This is a genomic window from Natronococcus roseus, assembly GCF_043677095.1.
GTDB classification, from domain to species: Archaea; Halobacteriota; Halobacteria; order Halobacteriales; family Natrialbaceae; genus Natronococcus; species Natronococcus roseus.
This window is the reverse complement of sequence record NZ_JBHLJR010000004.1, coordinates 366,902-387,362: the sequence shown is the minus strand read 5'-3', so window position 1 is coordinate 387,362 and position 20,461 is coordinate 366,902. Positions and strand designations below refer to the sequence as shown.

The following is a 20,461-nucleotide window of genomic DNA, read 5'->3' as shown; positions in this document are numbered from 1 at the left end:
TGTTCGGTCTCCTCTCCGTCGCCGATCGTGAAAAACGACGCGTTCGGCGGCTACTCGAGGCTGCCGGGAACGAACTGGCAGCCACAGGGCGAGGCCACACCCTCGGTCGGCCCGGTCAGCGTGACCGTCACGATCGACTGCCCGCAGACGGGACAGTCTGGAAGCGTTCCCGAGGACGTCGAGTCGGCGGCGTCGCGGGTCATCGCTCACCCCAGTTAGAGGCCTGCAACCGTCTCGAGCGAGGCATCGAACGTGTCGCGCGGTCGTGAATCATGGATTTGGCTCGGTACCCACTCGAGACGGTGGCTCCCGAGTCGGCGTTCGACTGAACGTTCACACGAGTGGTCTTATTCCTACTGGTGATTATCGTTCGCTGCGTCGTGACCGCCTCGCGGCTATGTCGGACGGCAGGTAACTCTTTGCCGTCGACGCCCGACACTGCAGGTATGAATCGACTCCGCGACCGTCCGTCGGCGGGTACGCTCCGGAGCCGACGTTCGGGGACGGCGAGGGTACGATGGGACTGAGACGCCGAACGCTGCTCGCGGTCGCCGGGGCGAGCGCGGTCGCGGGCTGTCTCGAGGACGACACGGAGGACGATTCCGACTCCGACGGCAGCGATGATGACGACAACGGCGACGAGCCCGAATCGCCGCCGTTCGAGCTACGAACGGTCGACGCACCCGGCAGCCAGGCCGGGACGACGACCGTCCCGGGCGAGGGACAGGTCACGTTCCTCAACCCGACGCGGACGCTGTGTCCGACGAGCGAGGGGCTGATCGAGACGATCGGCGATGCAAGGGCTGATCTCGAGTCCCGGTACGACGTCGGTCCGGACGGCGACGTTCGGTTCGTCTCGATGGTCGACCCCCGCTCCGGCCCGGATCCCACAGAGGAGGAACTGGCCGACTGGTGGGTCGAACACGGCGGCGAGTGGACGGTCGGGATCGACGAAGGCGGGACGATCAACGACTACTACGAGGTCGACGGGTTCCCGACAGTGCTGGCTCTCGACGCCGACGGCGAGGCTCATTGGCGGGACACGGGCGGCACCGGCGCCAGCAACATGAGACGAGGGATCGAGCGCGCCCTCGAGGCCGAACCCGACGCTCCGGACCCGGAGGACGCGCCCGACGACTCGAACGAGTCGGAAACGTAACCGAACCGGAGGATCCTTTTCCGTTCGCTCCCTACGTGGGGCCATGAACTGCCCTCCCGTCGGTCGGCCCGCTGACGGCGCCGTCCCGTCCTCTCACCCTCGAGGGGTGAGCGACCGATGAGACGGCGCGACCTCGTCGCCGGGATCGGTAGCCTCGGCATGCTCGCGGGCGCAGGGTCGATCGTACGCTACGGCCCACCGTCGGTTGGCGACGGCGAGGCAGACGGCGAGACCGAGGACGACGGGGACGAGGACGAGGAGTGGCCGATCGAGGTCGAGACGATCGAGGCCCGCGGAAGCGAGGCCGGGACACTGACTGTCCCCTCCGAGGACGTCATGGTCCTCATGTTCTTCGTCAACGGCTGTGGCAACTGCCAGGTCCAGGCCGGACGGCTCGCCGACGCCAGGGCCGAGCTCGAGGCCGACCACGGCGACGATGTCCGGTTTCTCTCCTTGACGTACGACTCCGAGGACCAGTTTCCGCCCGAGGAACTCCGCGAGTGGTGGGAAACCCACGGCGGGAACGGCTACGTGAGCTACGACGCCTCGAGACCGATGCAGGAGTACGCGGCCGTCGGCTACCCCGTGACGATCGTCATCGACCCCGACGGAGAGGAACACTGGCGCGAGACGGGAACTACCGACGGAAGCGAGATCGCGTCGGCGGTCGAGAACGTTCTCGAGGCGACGGCCGACGAGAACGACGAGGAGTCGAACGGAAACGAGTCGTCGGACGGCGACGCTGCAAACGAGAGCGACGGTACGGACGACGAAGCGGAGACAGCCGAAGACGACCCCGAGGGGTCTGACTGACCGTCTCGAGTCGCCACCGTTCCTGGACGGCTTTGTGACCGACCTGGCGACTGTCGAAAGTTCCGTCTTAGGGGGAAGACCGATAGTGAAATCTGCCCTCTCGACGCGGTCGCCGTCCTCAAGACGGGTAGATCGCGATAGCGGTCCAGCTGGCACAATAGCTAAGTTCTGTGTGTACGAATGTACACACGTGAGTTCGAGCAAACGAGTCCAGTTCCGCGCGCCCGAACAGTTGATCGAACAGGCGGATATCCTGGCGACGGCAGCGGACCGCGACCGAACGGACGTGATCATCGAAGCGCTTCGTTCGTATCTGCGTGAATCATCGGAGAGCGACGACGTAAAGCGTGATATCGCTAACGCGTACTACGACGGAACCATTCAGTACGACGAAATGAAGGCGGTTCTCGGACCGAAAGAAGCCGAGAACCTTCGGCTGCTTAAGGAGCAACTCGAGGACGACGAGCTCGCGGAAGACGTTGCGAACCTATAGATGGTCGTCGTCGCAGATACGTCCGCTCTCGTCAGCCTCGCAATTGCGAGCAACGAGCGTCCGATTCGGCTCCTCTTCACGGAGTACGACGTTCAGGTTCCGCCCGCAGTCGTCGAGGAACTCGGGGAGATCGCTGCCCACGACGATGCGCATGCGGAGGCAGCAACGCGGGTGCTTGATCACCTGGCCGAAGAGCATATTCGGCAACCGAGTGAGCAGCCGGAGTATCCGCTCGACGAGGGTGAAACGGCGGCTATCGCGCTCGCGAACGAGGTGAACGCCGAGATATTCCTGTGTGACGAGTACGGTGAACTCTCGACGGTGCACGCACTCTTATGGGGTTCCCGGCTTCTCACGACGCCCAAGATGATCGAAGCACTCGTTCTGCGGGACGTCCTTTCGGCCGAGGACGCACGAGCAGCGCTTTCGGAGATGGTGGACGAGCGAAGTTGGCGCAACAATTCGTACGTCCGGCAGTTTCTTGCTCGCTTCCGAGATTGAATCCCGGAGCGCGTACCGACGCTACGCCTTCGCCTGCCAGCTTCGGACCCGATCCGCGCTGACGCCGTCGACGTCGTCGGCGACCGCGTCGGGATCCGCGTCGCTCAGATCCTCGAGGCTCTCGATGCCCGCGTCGACGAGCTTCTCGACGGTCTTTGCGCCGACGCCGTCGAGGCTCTCGAGATCCGAGCCGCTGTCGGCCTCGCGGGCCTGGAACTCCTGGTAGTTACAGATCGGACAGCCGAGCTCCCAGGGTTCGTCGCCGCTGTGGACGACGAGCTCGGGAAGCTCGTGTTCCTCGCAGTGCTCGTCGGTGACCTCGATCTCGCCACGGCGGGGTAGCGGCAGCGAGTACTCACAATCGGGGTATCGGGTACAGCCTACCAGCCGGGAGCCGCTCTGGAGGGTCTTGATGACGAGTTCCCCGTCGTGCTCGTCGCCGCAGTCGGGACAGATCCCCAGGATCTCGCCCTCGCCCGCCTCGTCGGCCTTACACAGCGGACAGCCGTGGACGAACGTCTGGCGGCCGGCGAGCATCTTCACCTCGTTGAGCCCGTGTTCCTCGCACTCGCCGTCCATGATCAGCGGCTTGCCCGTCGAGGGCAGGGGCAGCGTGTTCTCGCAGTCGGGGTAGCCGTCGCAGCCGATGAAGTACGAGCCGTGACGGCTCTGACGGACGAGCAGGTCCTCGCCACACTCCGGACAGGGGCCGAGGCGCTTGTCGTCTTTCAGCGACTTCCGGAGGTGGTCGCCGATCTCCTCGCGCGAGTCCGCGAGGTTCGCGAAGATCTCCTCGAGCATCTCCCGGGATTCGTCGGTCACATCCTCGAGTTCGGCCTCGCCGGAGGCGATGGCGTCCATGTCTTCCTCGAGCTGGGCGGTCATCCCCTCGCTGACGACGCGGTCGGCGTAGTTCTCGGCGGCGTCGACGACCGCCATCGCCAGCTTGGTCGGGCGGGGCGGATCGCTCTCGATGTAGCCCCGGTCGTATAATTTTTCAATAGTGTTGTGTCGTGTACTTTTTGTTCCCAGCCCCAGATCCTCCATGGTCTCGATCAGCCGCGACTGCCCGTACCGGCGGGGCGGCTGGGTCTCCTTCTCCTCGAGCTCGACGGACTCGATCGAAAGCTCCTCGCCGGTCTCGACGTCGGGGACGTAGTTCTCCGTCGTGTTGAAGTACGGGTAGACGTCGTGGTAGCCCGGCTCGACGAGGCGCTTGCCGTTCGCCTTTAGCCGGGCGTCGTCGACCTCGGCGACGACCTTGAGGTGTTCCCACTCGGCTGGGTCGGCGACGGTCGCGTAGAACCGGCGCACGACCAGCTCGTAGATCTCCCACTCGTCGTCGGAGACGTCCCCGCCGCGGCTTGGAATCTCGCCCGTCGGGTGGATCGGCGGGTGGTCGGTCGTCTCCTCGTCGCCTTCGGTGGGTTGGATCTCGTCGGCCTCGAGCAGCGAGTCGGCCGAATCGCCAAGCGTCGAGTGGCCGACGAACTCCTCGAGCAGTTCCTCGGGATCGAGATCGTCGGGGTAGACGGTGTTGTCCGTTCGAGGGTAGGTGATGTAGCCCGCCGTGTACAGATCCTCGGCGATCGACATCGCGCGCTTGGCCGAGTAGCCGATCGCGCTGGCCGCGCGGATGAACTGGGTCGTGTTGAACGGCGCGGGCGGGGCGTCGGTCCGGGTGCGGCGGTTGACGTCGACGACCGTCGCGGCGTCGTGACCCGACAGGGTCTCGTAGACCTCGTCGGCGCGGGCCTCCGCCCAGACGCGCTCGGCCTCGTTGCCGTCCTCGTCGCGGTAGAAGTACTGCGCTTCGAACGTCGTTTCCGATTTTTGGAGGTCGGCAAAGAGCTCCCAGTACGTCTCGGGATCGAACGCCTGGATCTCGCGCTCGCGGTCGACGATCAGCTTGAGGGTGGGCGACTGGACACGGCCCACCGAGATGAAGTCGTTGCCGAGCTGGCCCGCCGACAGCGAGAGGAATCGGGTGAGCGCGGCGCCCCAGATCAGGTCGATGATCTGGCGGGCCTCGCCCGCCGCGGCGAGGTCGAAGTCCAGCTCGTCGGGCTCGTTGAAGGCGTTCTGGACCTCGTTTTCGGTGATCGAGGAAAACCGCACTCGACGGATGGGGACGTCCTCGTCGACCTCGCGGACGATGTCGTAGGCTTCCTTCCCGATGAGTTCGCCCTCGCGGTCGTAGTCGGTCGCGATCGCGACCCGTTCGGCCCGGCGGGAGAGGATCCGCAGCGTGGCGACGATGTTCTCCTTCGTCGCCGTCTTCTCGATACTCGCGTCGATGAGCTCGACCGGCTCGACGTCGCGCCAGTCGGAGTACTCCGCGGGGAAGTCGACGCCGACGACGTGGCCCGACAGCCCCACGCAGCGCTTGCCGCCCCACTCGTAGACGTTGACGCCGTTCTCGCGGCTCGAGTCGTACGTCCCGCCGCTCAGGATGTCGGCGATCCGTCGCGCGGCGTTGTCCTTCTCGGTGATGATCAGCTCCACCGCCGATCACCTCGCGGCTCGAGCGGGAGGTCCGGGAAACGAGTCGTCGTCATGGTCGCTCGGTACGACTGAGTCTCTGATAACGCTTTCGGCAAAAACGACAGACAGCGCGGGTGTGCGTGCGTTACGCGGGCGTCTGCGCTCGCGCGTGCGTGAGGTCCGTGCGGTCGGGTCGGCCGCGGCGAGCGCGACTCGGGACACTCGAGAGTCGGCAACCGATCCGGGGAGTCGAGCCCTTTTCGGCTCGGGAGCGAGAAGGCACCGAAAGCGCCGTGGCAGAGCCGGAATCCGAGCGGAAACGCGTCGATATGACGACGGGGGCGATCCCGCCGAAGCTGCTCCACCTAGCCTGGCCGCTCGTACTCGGCAACCTCCTGCAGACGTTTTACAACCTGGCTGATATGTTCTGGGTGGGTCGCGTGAGCAGCGAGGCGGTCGCTGCCGTCTCGCTGATGTTTCCGCTGTCGTGGATGTTCGTCTCGACGGCGATGGGACTGACCGCCGCGACGATCGCACTGGTCTCCCAGTACGTCGGCGCCGACGAGGACCGGATGGCCGACCGGGTCGTCGCCCAGACGATCCTGCTCGCGGTCGCCGTCTCGACGGCGCTCGCAGCGGTCGGTCTCTACTTCCGGCGACCCCTGCTTACCCTGATCGGCGCCCGCGATCAGGTGTTCGTCGAGGCGCTCGCCTACATCGAGGTCATCTTCCTCGCACTCCCGCTTACGTTCCTCTTTTTCGCGTTCCGGTCGTCGCTCCAGGGAGCCGGCGACACGAAGACGGCGATGTGGCTCGTGATGATCTCGGCGGGGCTCAACGTCGTCCTCGATCCGTTCTTCATCCTCGGCTGGGGACCGTTTCCCGAGATGGGAACTCGAGGTGCGGCCGTCGCGACGTTTATCGCCCGCGCGTTCGCCACCGTCGTCGGGATCGCCATCCTGCTCGACGGGCGGTTCGGCGTTCGGCTCCGGCTCGGCGACCTGACTCCCGACCTCGCAATCCAGCGCCAGCTGATCGACATCGGCTACCCGGCGACGATCGACGGCTGGGCGCGCAGCTTCGCGTCGGTCGCGATGGCCGGCTTCGTCGCCCGCTTCGGGGCCGCGCCGACCGCAGCGTACGGAATCGGCGTCCGATTCATGTCGGTGACGTGGGCCGTCGCCGGCGCGGTCGGCAACGCGACCGCGACCGGGGTCGGGCAGAACCTCGGGGCGGGTACGCCGGATCGGGCCGCCGCGGTCGCCCGGATTGCGACCGCGGGGACGATGCTCCTGATCTTCGCGGTCGCCGCCATCCTCGTCGCCTTCCCCGCCCAGGCGATGCGGATCTTCGTCGCCGACCCCGACGTGATCGCCGAGGGTGTTCTCTTCCTCCGGATCATGGCGCCGTTCTGGGCGCTGTTCGCCGGCGTGATGGTCCTCCAGGGGGCGTTCCGGGGCGCCGGCAACACCCGTGAGGCGATGGTGCTTTCGTTCCTCTCGCGGTGGATATTCCGGGTTCCGGTCGCGCTGGTGTTGGCCTTCACGGCCGTGACGGTCCCGTTCGTCGGCGTGACGATTCCGACGGTCGCCGCGATCGATCTCGGCGTCGCGGGCATCTGGTGGGCGTTCTCGTTCGGGATGGTCGCCTCGTTCGTCGTCGCCGTACTCTGGTTCCGGCTCGGCACCTGGACCGAGGGCGTCATCGACGAGGCGGGCGAGCATCGAGAGACTCAGGTTGGCTCGAGCGCTGCCGACGAAGGCGAGGTGCTCGATTCCTAGCTCGAGCCGCCGACAGGGAGCCACTTTCGCAGCGTTGGGCTGAACTCGGCGGCCATGCGGGCGTCGTCGTCGGTGAAGGCGTCCGTGAGGACGAGCGTCCCCGCGTAGGTTCCGACCACGACGATCGGCAGGACGACGACGGTCAGGAGATCCGACTCGAGGAAGTAAACGACCGGTGCGCCGGCGACGGTGGCGGGGACGCCGCTGCCGACGATCTTGGCGAAGTCCCTGGTGAACGGGTGAATCCCGTCGAGGTAGTAGATCTCTGCGAGCGTCAGTCCGCCGACGAGAAAGAGCGCGGTCGCCGAGCCGATCGCGGCACCCTCCATCCCGAGAAACGGGACGAGCGTGAACGAGACGAGGAGGTTGACGCCGAAGAGGACGAGGGTGTTAGCGAAGACGAACCTGGAGTAACCGAGCCCCTGCAGCAGCGAGCCGTCGGGGCCGCCGAATGTGACGTTGAACAGGAAGGCGGCGGCCAGGAGGGCGACGACGGCCGTCGCCTCGGCGTACTGGGGCGTGTACAGCACCGCGAGGAAGGAACTCGCGCCGAGCGAGAGGAAGATGGCGATCGGCAGCGTGATGCCCGCGATCCAGCGGGCCATAATTCGGAACCGCTGTTCGACGAGGTCGATATCGTCTCGGCTCTCGGCGATCAGGGGTTTGAACACGGGCGACAGCGAGTTGAAGATGATCATCAGCCCCGAGCCGAGCATGTAGCCGACGCGGTAGATCCCGACGTCGTCGGAGTCGAGGAAGAAGCCGAGCACGAAGTAGTCGACGTGGCCCATCAGGACGAAGACGACGCTGGTCATCGCTAACGGGACCGAGTACTTCACCAGCGGGCCGGGGGCGACCAGCTCGAGCTCCCGCGAGAGCAGGTCCCAGGCCTTGTAGGTGAAGACGGCGGCGCCGACCGTAATCGCGACGAACAGCCCGACGATGTAGCCGGCGACGAGCCCGAGCAGCCCGAACCCCGCGAGCAACAGCCCGGCGGTGGCGATAAACCGAACGATCGGACGAACCAGATCCCGCATGATCACCCGGTACTGGAGCTTCTTGATGCTGTAGTAGGAGGTCAGCAGGACGTTGTAGATCGCCAGCATTGGGATCGTCACCGAGAGGAGCAGGAGTCCGACCCGCAGCGCCGGCTCCTCGAAGAACTCGGCGAAGGCGGCGGCGCTGAGTGCGAGCGCGAGCGCGACCAGCGACGACGTTACGAGCACCGTCGCGGTCACCTGGACGATCACGCCCTTGGCCTTCCCGTACTCGTCGTCGTCGAGGTACTGGGGAACGAAGTAGTCGATGGCGAGGGGGAGCCCGAGGTTGGCAAAGACCTGCATGAAGAGGATGACCGACGTCGCTAGCACGAACAGCCCGTAGACCGAGGGGCTGACGAACCGCGTCATCAGCATGACGATCGCAAACCCCAGCGCGCCGTTGATCACGTTCCCGGCGAACGTGATACTCCCCTGTCTGGCGAGCGTGGTGACGCCTTCGTCCTGGTCGGTCATGGCAACGTGGGTTGTCGGTGGTCGCGACGTCCCGTCGGCGTCGCGTGCGGTCGTCGGTTCGCTCCCGGGATCGGCTCGGACACGTCAGACACCCGTCGCCGGCTCGAGCTCGTAGCTGTCGACCGCGGCGGCCTCCTCGCCGAAGTGAGGAAACTCCGCGTCGAACGGCCACTCCTCGCCCTCGGCGACGTCCTCCTCGACGTTCTCGATGACGCTCTCGAGCTCCTCGCCGTCCTCGTCGAAGAACGTCACTCGGATCTCGACGTACGACAGCGTTCGCTCGCCCGCGTTCCTGACGACGCCCCAGACATAGACGCGTTCGTCCTCGGTACCGGGATCGTCGCGCACGAGGTCGTCCCAGACGATCTCCACGTCGGCGGGTTCGGTGATCTCCTCTGCGTCCTCGGTGAAGTACTCGAGACAGCCCGACACCGACACCGACAGCGAGGCGGCGACGGCCAGGAACGCGCGGCGGTGCATCGAGTCGGTCGTTTGCAGCCGCGGGTCTTGAGGGTACGGATTCGGGTCAGCGATCCGACGCGTCGCGACACACTTTTCACTACCCGCTGTTACCACCTAGTTGTATGAGCGAGTTCGATCAGTTCAGCGACGTCGGCGAAGCGGACGTAACACGGGCAATCGGCCAGGAGTGGACCGAGGAGTTCATGGACTTCTCGGACTCGGACGTCATCATCGTCGGCGGCGGCCCCTCGGGGCTGACCGCGGCCAAGGAGCTCTCCGAACGAGGCGTGAAGACGATGGTCGTCGAGAAGAACAACTACCTCGGCGGCGGGTTCTGGCTCGGCGGCTTCCTGATGAACAAGGTTACCGTCCGCGACCCCGCACAGAACATCCTCGAGGAGCTCGAGGTCTCTTACAAGCAATCGGAGGACAGCGAGGGACTGTACGTCGCGAACGGCCCGGAGGCCTGTTCGGGGCTGATCAAGGCCGCCTGCGACGCGGGCGCGAAGATGCAGAACATGACCGAGTTCACCGACATCGTCATCCGCGAGGACCACAAGGTCTCGGGGATCGTGATGAACTGGACGCCCGTCCACGCCCTGCCCCGCGAGATCACCTGCGTCGACCCGATCGCCGTCGAGGCCGACCTCGTCATCGACGCGACGGGCCACGACGCGATGGCCGTCAAGAAACTCGACGAACGGGGCGTCCTCGACGCGCCGGGTATCGGCGACGCCGAGGCAAACGCGACGGGAATGGACCAGACCGGCGACGACAGCTACGGCGCGCCCGGCCACGACTCGCCCGGCCACGACTCGATGTGGGTCGGCAAGAGCGAGGACGCCGTCGTCGAACACACCGGGCTCGTCCACGACGGGCTGATCGCAACCGGAATGGCAACCGCGACGACCTACGGCCTTCCGCGTATGGGGCCAACCTTCGGCGCCATGCTCGTCTCGGGCAAACGCGCCGCCCAGGAAGCACTCGACGAACTCGAGGTCGACGCCGACCCCGTCGACATCACGTCGCGCGCCGCACCAGCGGACGACTGACGTCGCGGTCGACTCCCACCGCGGGTAGCGACAATCACTGAATTGATATGAAGTCCGGCCGTCGGCCGTCGTATGGAAGACGACCGCGACGACGTGACCGCCGTCCGGATCGCCCTGCGACGCGAGCTGCACCGATTTTTCAAACGGATCGTCGGGCTATAGTAACAACTGAAACTGTTTGCACACCGATCACACAGCCGTCGTGCGATCGGGTGCGCACTGACTTTCAGTGGCTACTATAGTCGTCGCCACCGTCGGTATTCTGCTCGGTCTCGCCGCGATGCTCCTGCCGTTCATTGTGGGGTTCGGTAGTTCCACTCTGTTCGGAGCGGGCATGCTCGTGGTTACTCTCTGTAGCTGGTGGATCCTCGGCGCAACCGGAAGCCCCGATTTCGAGGATCTGACGGACGACCTCGAGTGATCGATCGCCGAAACCCACACTGTTTTCGTCGGCCCACCGCAGCCTTCGGGCATGAAACTCGTCGTCACCGGTGCAACCGGCGGGATCGGGAGCTGGATCGTCGAGGGCCTCGCGAGCGCGGGCCACGAGGTGCTCGGCGTCGACCTCGAGCGCCCGCCCGGGGAGCGCGAGAACGCCACGTTTCTCGCGGGGGATCTGACCGACCAGGGCGTCGCCAGGGAGCTGATCCGCGATCCCGATCCCGACGCCGTCGTCCACTGCGCCGGAGTCCCCGCGATGGGGATCCGCGCGGGCGGCGAGACCTTCGAGACGAACGTCCTGAGCACCTACCACGTCCTCGAGGCCGCCGGACGGGCGAACGCGGACGTGGTCTGGACCTCGAGCGAGAGCACCTACGGGATGCCCTTTGCGGCGACTCCCTCCCTGCCCGACTATCTGCCGATCGACGAGGCCCACCCGCAGCGCCCCGAGGACCCCTACGGCACCTCCAAGCTCGTCGGTGAGGTGATCGCCAGGCGCACGGTTCGGGCGTTCGACGTTCCGGTGACCTCGCTGCGCCCCGCGTGGGTGAGCTATCCCGGCAGCCAGCAACTGGCTCGCGTGAGGGAGGCGTTCGACCCCGAAACGGTCGAACCCGGGGACCAGGGAAGCGGTAACTTCTGGTCGTACGTCGACATCCGTGATCTGGTCTCGCTGGTCGAGGCCGCGCTCACGGCCGATATCGAGGGCCACGAAGCGTACCTCGCCGTCGCGGCGGAGAACTACCTCGGTCGACCGACCGCGGAGACGATCGAGGCCGTCTACGGCGATCTGCCCGAGGACTGTACACTCGAGGGCGAGGAGGCGGCGTTTACGACGGCGAAAGCCCGCGAGGAACTCGGCTGGGAGCCCGAGCACACCTGGCGAGACGCGGAGGAAGAGGCACCCGACGAGCCGGTGTTTCTCCACGGCTGAGTCGACGTCAGTCCGAGCGCTCGAGACGGCTACCGGAAGCCGAACCGTCCGGTTCGCCGCTCGTCGTCGCCCGCGTCGCGGTCGTCGTTCTCAGCGGGCGGTCGCTCGTCGTCGTAGATATCGACGTGGTGGACCGCGCTCGGCGAGAGCAAGCGGTTGCCCTCGAGTTCGAGCCAGCCGTTGGCGTGGACGACCAGCGGTCCTTCGTAGAGGGGGTCCTCGGCGTCGGCCTCGTCGTAGACGACCGCGTCGTGATACGCTCGCATAAGCGGGCTCACCTCGTCGGTGAGAATTGACTCGTTCGAAAACGGTGGCGGAAACATATATACAGAACTGAACGAATGGCGACGGCATAAATCGGTCGGCGACCGCGAGACCGTAATTGATTCACCCCGTGGTACGACTAGGTAATACATGGTCGAGCAGATCCTGTGTTATCGGGCGCCGACGACGGTCGCCGACGCGGCCGAGATCGCTGACTGGCTCGAGCCTCGCGTCGAGGCGTCGGTCTCGGTCCGGGATCGGTTCCTCGACGTTCACCGCGACGAGGACCTCGCCGAGCGGTTCGCCGAGGCGCGGGTCCCCTCGCCGTACGACCGCGAGACCGGGAACACCATGCTGGGAACCATCCGCTACGAGGAACGCGCCCTCGAGCACCCCGAGCGCGAGGGCGGCGTGCTCTACGACGGCCGGCAGGTTCAGCGGGCGCTGAACAGCGCGCTGCCGGCCGAGGAGCGCGGACTCGAGACGCTACACGTCGCTCTCCTCGATCGGGCGATCGGCACCTGGGGCGCCCACGACGGGCGCTGGCACAAGCGCGTGAGCGCCCTCGGCCAGCCGGCGCTGGTGTCAGTGCCGGGGCTCTACGAGGCGCCCGCCAAGCCCGAAGACTACTACAAGGAAAAGCAGCGTCACTCGCTGCTGTCGGGCGACGTCCCGCCTCGAGAGGTTCTCGAGAACCGCGTCGAGGGCGATTTTCTGATCGAGAACGACCCCCGGACGACCGACGCACTGAAGGGATACGTCCTGCAGGCGTACCACGTCCTCGAGACCGGCGAGGCCTTCTGTGGCCGCGAGGGGTGTCGGCTGTTCAACGCTCACTACCACGAGGACCTGATCGCGGCACAGCTCCGCGAGCCCGAGTTCTGTCCCGAGCATGCCCGGCGATACGATGCGTAGTCGGGGCGACGGCTCCGCCGATTGACGGTCAGGACCGGAACCGGAGCCTACTTTTGTCCGACCGTCCTGGAAAACGCACAATGAGTGAGAAGTTTATCAGGGAGGTCCCGGTCCGGTTTCGCGATCTCGACCCGCTGAACCACGTCAACCACGCCGTCTACGCGAGCTACCTCGAGTCGGTCCGGATCGACTACATCGAAGAAGTGCTGGACCAGCGCCTGCGGGAGCTGTCGTTTGTGATCGCGAACCTCGAGCTCTCCTACCGACGACCGATCGAGTACGGCGACGAGCCCGTCGTCGCCCTGTGGGTGACCGACCTCGGCGAGACGAGCTGTACGATGGCCTACGAGATCCGGGTCGACGGCGAGGTCGCGGCGACCGCCGAGACCGTGATGGTCCACACCGACGGCGAGACCGGGAAACCGACGCCGATCGACGAGGACGTCCGCGAACGGATCCGCGAGTACGAGGGACTCCAGGCGTCAACCTAAGCGCCGTCGCCGATCCGTCCGCCCGTCAGCCGGACGACCCCGAAGACGTGGCTCTCGTCGGCGACCGCTCGCGAGCGCTCCCGGAGCCGCGCGTGGGCCGCGTCGATCTTCGCGTCGAGTCGCAGGTGCGGGGCGTCCTCGTAGCGCAGCTTCATCGTCGGCGGCGTCGAGAGGACGACGATCGCCCGGAAGACGGCGTTGACGGGCGGGGCGTACCACTCGTCGCTTCGGGCGGCGTTGGCGAGCACGACGTGGCCCCCGGGGCCGACGAGGTCACACCAGTCGTCGACGGCCCCCGCGGGGTCCTCGAGCATGCCGACGACGAACGTTGCGAGGACGGCGTCGACGTCCTCGTCGACGGGCGGTTGGGTCGCGTCGCCGCGGGCGACGTGGACGTTGTCGTACTCGGCCGTCAGCTCGCGCGCCCGCTCGAGGATCGGTCCCGTGAAGTCGATCCCGACGACGGTTCCTTCGGGACCCACCTGCTCGCGCAGATAGGGGAGGTTCGCGCCCGTCCCACACCCCATCTCGACGACGGTGTCGCCGCGCTCGAGCCGACAGGCGGCCGCCGCCCGTCGGCGTAGCGCGGGGATGCCGGGCGTTCGACGCGCGATCAGGTCGTAGAGGCGCGCCCAGCGGCCGTAGAACTCTTGTGCGGTCTCGCCGCTCGTGCTCGCCGACATGTTAGAGGAGCGCTCGGATACTGTCGGCGACCGACTCCGCGTCGGGGCCGAGCACGTAGATTAGCGGTTCGATTCCCATCCCGCCGGTCTGGTAGAGCACCGTCGCGTCGGGCTGCTCGTCGATGGCCGCGCCGACGCTCTCGTCGACGTCCCCCGATTCGTCGAACTCGGCGGTGACGTGGCCCTGGTCGGCGAGCTCCTCGAGGACGTCGGAATCGTAGGCGACGTTGATCGCTGCCGAGGCGTCGGCGCCGTGGCGACGCGCCGAGAGCAACACCGTCGCGACGTGCTCGGAGACGCCGAACTCGGGGCTCGTGGGCACCGTCGTCCGCCCCTTCACGTCGAAGATCCGGCCCGGGACGCCGGCGACGTCGTCGACGTCCTCGGCGTCGGGCGTACAGGCGACGAGGTTCGAGCCGACCGCGGGGATCAGGGTCGCGAACCCGCTGGCGTTCTCGAGGAGCCGCAGCCCGCGCCGCAGCGAGGATAGCACCCGCTCGCTGGTCCGAAGCTCGCTCTTGGGGTCGTGGATTCGAAAGCTCGTGCCGTGGTCGGCCAGCTCGGGGACGGCCTCCTCGTGGAGCTGGGCGAGCAGGTCGCTCCCGCTCTCGAGTTCGCGGATCAACACCTCGGTCTCGATCAGCGCCTGCACCGGCGCCATATCGCCGCTGGCGAGCCCCTCGCCGAGCTCGTCAACGAGGGCGGTGACGCGCTCGTCGTCGGCGATGCGGTCGTTGACAGTCACGTCCCCGTGGGCGTACTTCGAGACGGCGCTCTGGCTGATGCCGAGCACCGCCGCGACTTCACTCTGCGTGAGCCCCCGCTCCCGGAGCTCGCCGGCCAGCAGCGAGCGGAAGGTCGGCAGGAACTCGTCGACGACGATCTCTTCGACGAATTGCATTTCGTAGATGAGCAGACGCACGCCGCGGAAATAACTTCTGGGTCCCGCAGGGGAGCTAGCGGATGATCGTCACGGGAACCGGTGCGCGTCGGGCGACGGTTTCCGCCACGCTGCCGAGGAGGATCCGACTGACGCCGTCCCGGCCGTGGCTGCCGAGGACGATGTGGTCGACGTCGTGGGCGGTCGCGTACTCGGTGATCGTCCGCGCTGGCGACCCCAGCTTCAGCTCCGTTCGGACCTCGCGGTCGTACTCCGCGGCCGTCTCCCGTGCCTCCTCGAGCACCGTCCTCCCCTGACCGCGGAGCCACGTCTCGATCTCGTCGTTGTAGATGTAGCCGTCCGTGTCGCCGTACCAGTAGCTCGAGGGGTTAATTACGTGCAACGCGATGAGTTCCGCGTCCGGAAACGATTCGATGGCGTACTCGAGGGCGCGGTCGGATCGCGCCGATCGGTCGACGGGGACGAGGACACTCTCTCCCATGAGTCTCGTAGCTGCCGAACGTACAAATCGCCGCCGCCGTCGCGGACGATTTATCCCGCTCTCGACGAAACCCTCTGCTGATGAGCGACCAATCCATCGGGCTCGTGATCGGCTCCGGCGTCGCGACGTTTTTCATCGTCAGCGTCGCCGTCGGCGAGCTCGCTCGCGAGCTGATCGGCGTGGGACTGCTCGTCGGCCTTCCCGTCGGCGCGCTGGCCGGGGCCGTCGCGGTCGCCAGCGTCGCGACCGGGCTCGCCGAGTCGACCCCGCCCCGCCAGCGCCGGCTGACCGGGGGGTTCGCCGGGTTCAGCATCGGCTTCGTGATCGGCACCGCGCTGTCGGCGTCCCTGCTACACTTCGACCTTAGCTCGTCGGTCGCCGCGGGCGCGGCCGTCGGGATCGTCCTCGCGGTGCTGGTCTCTGATCGAGTCTAGTCCTCTCGCTCGAGCTGGTCGCCGCCGAACTCGTCGTCGCTCTGAATGCGCGAGGCCTGCGGGCCGGCCTGGTCCTGGTACTTCGAGCCCCGCTCGCTGCCGTAGGGTCGCTCCGCCGCCGTTTTGAGCTCGGTGAAGGTGAGCTGTGAGATCCGCATCCCGGGGGTGAGCGCGACGGGCGCGGTGCCGAGGTTCGACAGCTCGAGGGTGATCTGGCCGCGGTACCCGGGGTCGCAAAGGCCCGCTGTGGCATGAACTACCACGGCAAGACGTCCCAAAGAGGAGCGACCCTCGACGTGAGCGATCAGGTCGGCGGGGATCTCGACGCGCTCGTGGGTCGTCCCTAGCACGAAGTCGCCGGGATGGAGGATGAAGTCGTCGCCGTCGTCGACGACCGTCTCGGTGACGTACTCGTCGACCTCGTGTTCGGCGTCGGGGTGGATACAGGAGATGTTCGTTCGCTGGAACTCGAGGAACTCCCGGCCCAGCCGCAGGTCGACGCTGGCGGGCTGGATCTGCAACTCGGGATCGTCGAGCGGGTCGACGACGAGGTCGCCGTCCTCGAGGCGCTTCAGAATATCGGCGTCGGAGAGGATCATACGCGACGAGTCGAACCCTCGGATGTAAACGGTTCGGGTTTGGGCCGACGCTGTCAGCCGAGGACGGGGAGAACGAGCAGCGCCGCACAGACCCCGCCCGCCAGCAGCGCGGTCGCGGTGGCGGTCGAACGCTCGAGACCGAAGCCAACCGCGAGCCCGCTGCGCCAGACGAAAGCGGCCCAGCCGCAGGCCAGGAGCGCGAGGGGAACAAACAGCCAGACGTCGGGGTCCGACGGAACCGCGCCGGAACCGACCCCGAGGGTCGCGAGCGCGGCGAGCGCGAGGTTGAAGGTAATCAGCCCGACCAGCAGGGGAACGAGCCCCCAGGCCGCAAGCGAGAGCGTCTCGGCCGGTTCGCCCTCGGCGCCGACCGCGAGGACCAGCCCGTAGAGGACGACCGTCGGCACGACCCAGTACAGCAGCGTCGCCTCGAGGTGTTGAAGCGCCGAGAGCACGGTCACGGGATCGCCGGCGAGGTCGCCGGCGAACCACCAGCCGAGATCGACGGCGAGCGAGCCGAGCCAGTACGCGAGGACGAGCCCCGCAGCTCGCCGCAGCGAGAAGGCGTCCGCTCGAGCGAAGTAACCGTCGGGATCGGCAAGCGGCGTCGACGTTCGCGTCACGGTTCGACCGTCAGAGTAGCGAAACAAAAAGGGTTCGGGCCGGCTCGGCGGTTTCGCCGCGGCTATAGGGATCGACCCCGTTCGCTCGAGCATGAAACAGGCTATCGTCGCCCGCACCGACATCGGCATGGGACAGGGAAAGCTCGCCGCGCAGGTCGCCCACGCCTCGCTGTCGGCCTACGAGAAAGCCGACAAGCGAACCCGCGATCAGTGGAAGTCAGGGGGGCAGAAGAAGGTCGTCCTCAAGGGCGAGAGCGAGCGGCAGCTCCACGAGCTCTCCGAAATCGCGGAGAGTCGCGGCCTGCCCAGCGCCGTGATCCGCGACGCGGGCCACACCCAGCTCGAGTCGGGCACCGTCACCGCGCTGGCGGTCGGGCCGGGTGACGAGGACGTCGTCGACCGCGTCACGGGCGAGCTCTCGCTGTTCTAGTTCGCGCGTCCGCTTCGCCGGCTCGGAAACGCCTTTTCGGCTGGCGGCCCTCGATCGAGTATGAGCAACGACCCACACGGCGGACAGTCGATCGAGCGGGCCGGCGCCAACCTCGCTGATGCCTCGGCGGCGATGATCCTCGTCCACGGCCGCGGCGCCCGGGCGCGAGGCATGCTCGGCCTCGCCGACGAGATCGGGCGCGACGACGTCGCCTACCTCGCGCCACAGGCGGCGCGGGGAACCTGGTACCCGAACTCGTTCCTCGCCGACCTCGAGTCGAACCAGCCCCACCTCGAATCGGCGCTCGGGCTGCTCGGCGACGTTCTCGAGGAGGTGACGACCGACGACGGCGACGGGAGCGTGCCCCTCGAACGGACGGTGCTGCTCGGGTTCTCGCAGGGCGGCTGTCTCGCGACCGAGTACGCCGCACGGAACGCCGACCGCTACGGCGGTGTCGTCGCGCTCAGCGGCGGGCTGATCGGCCCCGAGGGGACGCCGCGGGCGTACGAGGGCTCGATGGCCGGCACTCCGGTGTTCGTCGGCTGCGGCGATCAGGACCCCCACATCCCCGTCGAGCGCGTCGAGGAGACCGCGCGGACCTTCGAGGAGCTCGAGGCCGACGTCGAGAAACGGATCTATGAGGGGGTCGGCCACACGGTGCTCGAGGATGAACTCGAGTACGTGCGGGAACTCGTCGGGAACGTCACCGACTGACCGAACCGGTTCGGCCGTACTTTACTGTCAGATCGGTCATCGCTCGCCGCACGGATCCAAAATAACGGGGAATCGGATTGAACACTGCCCGTTCGGTAGCCCCAGGTGGTGATGAACGCTCGATGTCCGGTATGCGACGATGGCCTCGGCGAACTGGTCCAAAAGAGCCGTAGTGACGACGACGTGGTAGCGGAGTTCGAGTGTCCCGACTGCGGACACGAGTGGTCGGTTTCGATCTAGCCGTTCATCGCCATCGTTTCTTTCCTCGGTTCGAGAACCGACGCGACACCGGTGTCGCCACCCGGGCAGAGACGTCGTCGAGAACGAACCGATTTACCCGCGGCGACCGAACCGCCGGCAACGAGCATGCGCCCAGCCCACCCCACAGAGCAGGCCGTCGGAATCGACTGCTACGTCAGCGACGCCGACGGCGTCGGCGGCCGCCTCCGCGCCGCGGACGACCAGTTCCGAGTTCGCGAACTCGAGCGCTTCGACACCGAGCCCCTCGAGGCCTCGACCGACGCCTACCCACACCTCGTCTTCCGGGCGACGCTTCGGGGGTGGGACACGAACGACTTCGCCTCCCGCATTTCGGACGCGCTGGGGATCTCCCGCGAGCGCGTGAACTGGGCCGGTACGAAGGACAAGTACGCCGTGACCACCCAGCTGTTCTCGGTCTACGGCGCCGAGCCCGCGGACCTTCCCGACGTCGACGGCGCCGACCTCGAGGTGCTCGGCCGAGCGGGGCGAAACCTCGAGTTCGGCGATCTGGCGGGCAACGCCTTCGAGGTCGTCGTCGGCGACCCGGAGCGTCCGGCAAACGCCGAGGCGATCACCGACGAGCTGTGCGAGTTCGGCGGGCTCGAGGGCGGGCGGAACGCGAACGCGGACGACGGGAGCGACGCGACGCCGATCGGCGTCCCCAACTTCTTCGGCCAGCAGCGCTTCGGCAGCCGACGCCCCGTCACCCACAGGGTGGGTCTCGAGATCGCTCGCGGAAACTGGGAGGGGGCCGTGATGGCCTACCTGGGGAATCCGACCGACGCGGAGCCCGAGGGAACCCAGGAGGCACGGGCGTTCGTCGAGGAGACCAGAGACTGGCAGGCGGCCCTCGAGCGCATCCCCAACCGCCTGCGCTACGAGCGCTCGATGTGTCACGCGCTGGCCGAGTTCGAGGGCGAGCCCGGTCCCGAGGAGTTCCGGGCGGCCCTCGAGCGCGTCCCCTCGAACCTCCAGCGGCTGTTCGTCCACGCGGCCCAGTCGTACGCCTTCAACCGGATGCTGAGCGAACGGCTCGAGCGCGGGCTCCCATTCGACCGACCCGTCGCGGGCGACGTCGTCTGCTTCTCGGACGCGGACGCTCCGGAAGGCCTCGAGCTACCCGACACCGATCGTCTGCAGCGCGTCGACGAGCGCCGGGTCGACTCCGTCACCCGCCACTGCGAGCGCGGGCGGGCGTTCGTCACCGCGCCGCTGGTTGGCACCGACTCCGAACTGGCCGACGGCGAGCAAGGCGAGATCGAACGCGACGTCCTCGAGGAGCTAGGGCTCGAGCCCCGCGACTTCGATCTGCCGGGGGAGTTCCACTCGACGGGGACCCGTCGGGCGATCCTGGTGCGAACGGAGCTGGGACTCGAGCGCGACCCGCTAACGCTCTCCTTTGCGCTGCCGAAGGGGTCGTACGCGACGGTCGTCGCGCGGGAGTACCTGAAGGTCGACCCCGTCGACCTGGGCTGACTCGCCTCGAGGGCATCGCCGGAAACCGGCCCCGCTTTCGGCTGATAGCCTTTTGCTCGCTCGAGCCCTACCTCGAGCATGCGAAGCGAACGCCTGCAGCGGGAGATCGACGACCTCGTGGCACAGGGGTGGAAAATCGAGGACGAGGGTCGAGACAGGGTCGTGATGGTCGACCGGGAGTTCGGCTCCGTCGCCTCCCACATCCTCGTCGCGATCCTGACGATCTGGTGGACGATGGGGATCGGAAACGTCCTCTGGGGCGCGTACAACTACATCTCTCGATCACGTCGGCAGGTGCTCTGGGAAGGGCACTCGCGCTGTCCCTCCTGTGGGACCGACGTCTCGGAGGACGCCGCGTACTGCCCCTCCTGTGGCACCGACGTCGAGACCGCGTCCGTCGACGGCTCCGGGCTCGCGTGTCCGAACTGCGAGGCCGTCGTCCTCGAGGGGTCGCGGTACTGCCGGGCCTGCGGAACGAAACTCGCCGACGAGATGGGCTCGGCGTAAGCGAACGAAAAACAGGGGCGTTTTACACCGCTCTCCCGAATCGCTACT

Annotated in this window: 25 protein-coding genes; 16 read left to right on the top strand and 9 right to left on the bottom strand. The window is 67.1% G+C overall.

Annotation, left to right across the window (positions count from 1 at the left end):
- The first annotated feature begins 27 nt into the window (after nt 1-27).
- The 5 genes from ACFEMD_RS13105 to ACFEMD_RS13085 all read left to right on the top strand — a co-directional run bounded on the left by ACFEMD_RS13105 (nt 28) and on the right by ACFEMD_RS13085 (nt 2,966).
- Nucleotides 28-219 (top strand): hypothetical protein, encoded by a 192-nt coding sequence (locus tag ACFEMD_RS13105; protein ID WP_394741430.1) that lies wholly within the window; start codon nt 28-30, stop codon nt 217-219.
- A gap of 298 nt (nt 220-517) precedes the next feature.
- On the top strand, nt 518-1,159 hold the full coding sequence (locus tag ACFEMD_RS13100; RefSeq protein ID WP_394741429.1) for a TlpA family protein disulfide reductase: 642 nt from the start codon (nt 518-520) through the stop codon (nt 1,157-1,159).
- A 117-nt stretch (nt 1,160-1,276) separates the two neighbouring features.
- Nucleotides 1,277-1,972 carry a TlpA family protein disulfide reductase gene (locus ACFEMD_RS13095; protein WP_394741428.1) on the top strand — a complete coding sequence of 232 codons (696 nt, stop codon included), beginning with the start codon at nt 1,277-1,279 and terminating at the stop codon, nt 1,970-1,972.
- Nucleotides 1,973-2,162: 190 nt separating this feature from the next.
- Nucleotides 2,163-2,465: a ribbon-helix-helix domain-containing protein gene (locus ACFEMD_RS13090; RefSeq protein WP_394741427.1), complete on the top strand. Its 303-nt coding sequence runs from the start codon at nt 2,163-2,165 to the stop codon at nt 2,463-2,465.
- Nucleotides 2,466-2,966 carry a hypothetical protein gene (locus tag ACFEMD_RS13085; RefSeq protein WP_394741426.1) on the top strand — a complete coding sequence of 167 codons (501 nt, stop codon included), beginning with the start codon at nt 2,466-2,468 and terminating at the stop codon, nt 2,964-2,966.
- 21 nt (nt 2,967-2,987) lie between these two features.
- On the opposite strand, the gene ACFEMD_RS13080 is transcribed toward ACFEMD_RS13085, so the two are convergent.
- Nucleotides 2,988-5,471 carry a DNA topoisomerase I gene (locus ACFEMD_RS13080; protein ID WP_394741425.1) on the bottom strand — a complete coding sequence of 828 codons (2,484 nt, stop codon included), beginning with the start codon at nt 5,469-5,471 and terminating at the stop codon, nt 2,988-2,990.
- A 308-nt stretch (nt 5,472-5,779) separates the two neighbouring features.
- Here ACFEMD_RS13080 and ACFEMD_RS13075 point away from each other — a divergent pair, with 308 nt between their 5' ends.
- On the top strand, nt 5,780-7,231 hold the full coding sequence (locus tag ACFEMD_RS13075) for an MATE family efflux transporter (RefSeq protein WP_394741424.1): 1,452 nt from the start codon (nt 5,780-5,782) through the stop codon (nt 7,229-7,231).
- Here the strand turns inward: ACFEMD_RS13075 and ACFEMD_RS13070 are convergent.
- Together ACFEMD_RS13070 and ACFEMD_RS13065 are read right to left on the bottom strand one after the other, a co-directional pair.
- Nucleotides 7,228-8,745, bottom strand: a complete 1,518-nt coding sequence (locus ACFEMD_RS13070) for a flippase (RefSeq protein WP_394741423.1) — start codon at nt 8,743-8,745, stop codon at nt 7,228-7,230. The genes ACFEMD_RS13075 and ACFEMD_RS13070 overlap by 4 nt on opposite strands.
- Before the next feature lie 84 nt (nt 8,746-8,829).
- Nucleotides 8,830-9,225 (bottom strand): FxLYD domain-containing protein, encoded by a 396-nt coding sequence (locus ACFEMD_RS13065; protein WP_394741422.1) that lies wholly within the window; start codon nt 9,223-9,225, stop codon nt 8,830-8,832.
- A gap of 104 nt (nt 9,226-9,329) precedes the next feature.
- Here ACFEMD_RS13065 and ACFEMD_RS13060 point away from each other — a divergent pair, with 104 nt between their 5' ends.
- The 3 genes from ACFEMD_RS13060 to ACFEMD_RS13050 all read left to right on the top strand — a co-directional run bounded on the left by ACFEMD_RS13060 (nt 9,330) and on the right by ACFEMD_RS13050 (nt 11,634).
- On the top strand, nt 9,330-10,259 hold the full coding sequence (locus ACFEMD_RS13060) for a sulfide-dependent adenosine diphosphate thiazole synthase (protein ID WP_394741421.1): 930 nt from the start codon (nt 9,330-9,332) through the stop codon (nt 10,257-10,259).
- Nucleotides 10,260-10,488: 229 nt separating this feature from the next.
- Complete coding sequence (locus ACFEMD_RS13055) at nt 10,489-10,680, top strand: hypothetical protein (RefSeq protein ID WP_394741420.1); 192 nt, start codon at nt 10,489-10,491, stop codon at nt 10,678-10,680.
- 51 nt (nt 10,681-10,731) lie between these two features.
- A complete protein-coding gene (locus ACFEMD_RS13050; RefSeq protein ID WP_394741419.1) occupies nt 10,732-11,634 on the top strand; it encodes an NAD-dependent epimerase/dehydratase family protein in 903 nt (300 codons plus the stop codon).
- A 29-nt stretch (nt 11,635-11,663) separates the two neighbouring features.
- Here ACFEMD_RS13050 and ACFEMD_RS13045 read toward each other — a convergent pair whose 3' ends face one another.
- The gene (locus ACFEMD_RS13045) at nt 11,664-11,957 is read right to left on the bottom strand and encodes a hypothetical protein (protein ID WP_394741418.1); all 294 of its coding nucleotides are present in this window, start codon (nt 11,955-11,957) and stop codon (nt 11,664-11,666) included.
- A 91-nt stretch (nt 11,958-12,048) separates the two neighbouring features.
- Between ACFEMD_RS13045 and ACFEMD_RS13040 the strand changes: the two genes are divergently transcribed.
- A complete protein-coding gene (locus ACFEMD_RS13040) occupies nt 12,049-12,813 on the top strand; it encodes a DUF7001 family protein (protein ID WP_394741417.1) in 765 nt (254 codons plus the stop codon).
- 80 nt (nt 12,814-12,893) lie between these two features.
- A complete protein-coding gene (locus ACFEMD_RS13035) occupies nt 12,894-13,304 on the top strand; it encodes an acyl-CoA thioesterase (protein ID WP_394741416.1) in 411 nt (136 codons plus the stop codon).
- Here the strand turns inward: ACFEMD_RS13035 and ACFEMD_RS13030 are convergent.
- The 3 genes from ACFEMD_RS13030 to ACFEMD_RS13020 are packed head-to-tail and all read right to left on the bottom strand — an operon-like array spanning nt 13,301 to nt 15,369.
- Entirely contained in the window at nt 13,301-13,987 is a 687-nt protein-coding gene (locus ACFEMD_RS13030) for a class I SAM-dependent methyltransferase (protein WP_394741415.1), read from the bottom strand. The genes ACFEMD_RS13035 and ACFEMD_RS13030 overlap by 4 nt on opposite strands.
- A 1-nt stretch (nt 13,988) precedes the next feature.
- On the bottom strand, nt 13,989-14,888 hold the full coding sequence (locus ACFEMD_RS13025; protein ID WP_394741414.1) for a thiamine-phosphate synthase family protein: 900 nt from the start codon (nt 14,886-14,888) through the stop codon (nt 13,989-13,991).
- 55 nt (nt 14,889-14,943) lie between these two features.
- Nucleotides 14,944-15,369, bottom strand: a complete 426-nt coding sequence (locus ACFEMD_RS13020) for a universal stress protein (RefSeq protein WP_394741413.1) — start codon at nt 15,367-15,369, stop codon at nt 14,944-14,946.
- 80 nt (nt 15,370-15,449) lie between these two features.
- On the opposite strand from ACFEMD_RS13020, the gene ACFEMD_RS13015 reads away from it, so the two are divergent.
- The gene (locus ACFEMD_RS13015) at nt 15,450-15,803 is read left to right on the top strand and encodes a hypothetical protein (RefSeq protein WP_394741412.1); all 354 of its coding nucleotides are present in this window, start codon (nt 15,450-15,452) and stop codon (nt 15,801-15,803) included.
- On the opposite strand, the gene dcd is transcribed toward ACFEMD_RS13015, so the two are convergent.
- Both dcd and ACFEMD_RS13005 read right to left on the bottom strand, forming a co-directional pair.
- Entirely contained in the window at nt 15,800-16,402 is a 603-nt protein-coding gene (dcd, locus tag ACFEMD_RS13010) for a dCTP deaminase (RefSeq protein WP_394741411.1), read from the bottom strand. The two genes, ACFEMD_RS13015 and dcd, sit on opposite strands and share 4 nt — an antisense overlap.
- A 53-nt stretch (nt 16,403-16,455) precedes the next feature.
- On the bottom strand, nt 16,456-17,025 hold the full coding sequence (locus ACFEMD_RS13005; RefSeq protein ID WP_394741410.1) for a YIP1 family protein: 570 nt from the start codon (nt 17,023-17,025) through the stop codon (nt 16,456-16,458).
- Nucleotides 17,026-17,116: 91 nt separating this feature from the next.
- On the opposite strand from ACFEMD_RS13005, the gene pth2 reads away from it, so the two are divergent.
- From pth2 to ACFEMD_RS12985, 4 genes are all read left to right on the top strand, one after another.
- Nucleotides 17,117-17,455 carry a peptidyl-tRNA hydrolase Pth2 gene (pth2, locus tag ACFEMD_RS13000; RefSeq protein ID WP_005553789.1) on the top strand — a complete coding sequence of 113 codons (339 nt, stop codon included), beginning with the start codon at nt 17,117-17,119 and terminating at the stop codon, nt 17,453-17,455.
- 60 nt (nt 17,456-17,515) lie between these two features.
- Nucleotides 17,516-18,169: an alpha/beta hydrolase gene (locus ACFEMD_RS12995; protein ID WP_394741409.1), complete on the top strand. Its 654-nt coding sequence runs from the start codon at nt 17,516-17,518 to the stop codon at nt 18,167-18,169.
- A 366-nt stretch (nt 18,170-18,535) separates the two neighbouring features.
- The gene (gene truD / locus ACFEMD_RS12990; RefSeq protein ID WP_394741408.1) at nt 18,536-19,906 is read left to right on the top strand and encodes a tRNA pseudouridine(13) synthase TruD; all 1,371 of its coding nucleotides are present in this window, start codon (nt 18,536-18,538) and stop codon (nt 19,904-19,906) included.
- A gap of 78 nt (nt 19,907-19,984) precedes the next feature.
- Nucleotides 19,985-20,413, top strand: a complete 429-nt coding sequence (locus ACFEMD_RS12985) for a zinc ribbon domain-containing protein (protein ID WP_394741407.1) — start codon at nt 19,985-19,987, stop codon at nt 20,411-20,413.
- Nucleotides 20,414-20,461: the final 48 nt, after the last annotated feature.

Coding starts and splice junctions, on each gene's coding strand:
- ACFEMD_RS13065 (WP_394741422.1), bottom strand. CDS start 9,225: ATGCACCGCCGCGCGTTCCTGGCCGTCGCCGCCTCGCTGTCGGTGTCG.
- ACFEMD_RS13040 (WP_394741417.1), top strand. CDS start 12,049: ATGGTCGAGCAGATCCTGTGTTATCGGGCGCCGACGACGGTCGCCGAC.
- ACFEMD_RS13085 (WP_394741426.1), top strand. CDS start 2,466: ATGGTCGTCGTCGCAGATACGTCCGCTCTCGTCAGCCTCGCAATTGCG.
- ACFEMD_RS13075 (WP_394741424.1), top strand. CDS start 5,780: ATGACGACGGGGGCGATCCCGCCGAAGCTGCTCCACCTAGCCTGGCCG.
- ACFEMD_RS13030 (WP_394741415.1), bottom strand. CDS start 13,987: ATGTCGGCGAGCACGAGCGGCGAGACCGCACAAGAGTTCTACGGCCGC.
- ACFEMD_RS13035 (WP_394741416.1), top strand. CDS start 12,894: ATGAGTGAGAAGTTTATCAGGGAGGTCCCGGTCCGGTTTCGCGATCTC.
- pth2 (WP_005553789.1), top strand. CDS start 17,117: ATGAAACAGGCTATCGTCGCCCGCACCGACATCGGCATGGGACAGGGA.
- ACFEMD_RS12995 (WP_394741409.1), top strand. CDS start 17,516: ATGAGCAACGACCCACACGGCGGACAGTCGATCGAGCGGGCCGGCGCC.
- ACFEMD_RS13060 (WP_394741421.1), top strand. CDS start 9,330: ATGAGCGAGTTCGATCAGTTCAGCGACGTCGGCGAAGCGGACGTAACA.
- ACFEMD_RS12985 (WP_394741407.1), top strand. CDS start 19,985: ATGCGAAGCGAACGCCTGCAGCGGGAGATCGACGACCTCGTGGCACAG.
- ACFEMD_RS13045 (WP_394741418.1), bottom strand. CDS start 11,957: ATGTTTCCGCCACCGTTTTCGAACGAGTCAATTCTCACCGACGAGGTG.
- truD (WP_394741408.1), top strand. CDS start 18,536: ATGCGCCCAGCCCACCCCACAGAGCAGGCCGTCGGAATCGACTGCTAC.
- ACFEMD_RS13020 (WP_394741413.1), bottom strand. CDS start 15,369: ATGGGAGAGAGTGTCCTCGTCCCCGTCGACCGATCGGCGCGATCCGAC.
- dcd (WP_394741411.1), bottom strand. CDS start 16,402: ATGATCCTCTCCGACGCCGATATTCTGAAGCGCCTCGAGGACGGCGAC.
- ACFEMD_RS13070 (WP_394741423.1), bottom strand. CDS start 8,745: ATGACCGACCAGGACGAAGGCGTCACCACGCTCGCCAGACAGGGGAGT.
- ACFEMD_RS13100 (WP_394741429.1), top strand. CDS start 518: ATGGGACTGAGACGCCGAACGCTGCTCGCGGTCGCCGGGGCGAGCGCG.
- ACFEMD_RS13025 (WP_394741414.1), bottom strand. CDS start 14,888: ATGCAATTCGTCGAAGAGATCGTCGTCGACGAGTTCCTGCCGACCTTC.
- ACFEMD_RS13015 (WP_394741412.1), top strand. CDS start 15,450: ATGAGCGACCAATCCATCGGGCTCGTGATCGGCTCCGGCGTCGCGACG.
- ACFEMD_RS13050 (WP_394741419.1), top strand. CDS start 10,732: ATGAAACTCGTCGTCACCGGTGCAACCGGCGGGATCGGGAGCTGGATC.
- ACFEMD_RS13095 (WP_394741428.1), top strand. CDS start 1,277: ATGAGACGGCGCGACCTCGTCGCCGGGATCGGTAGCCTCGGCATGCTC.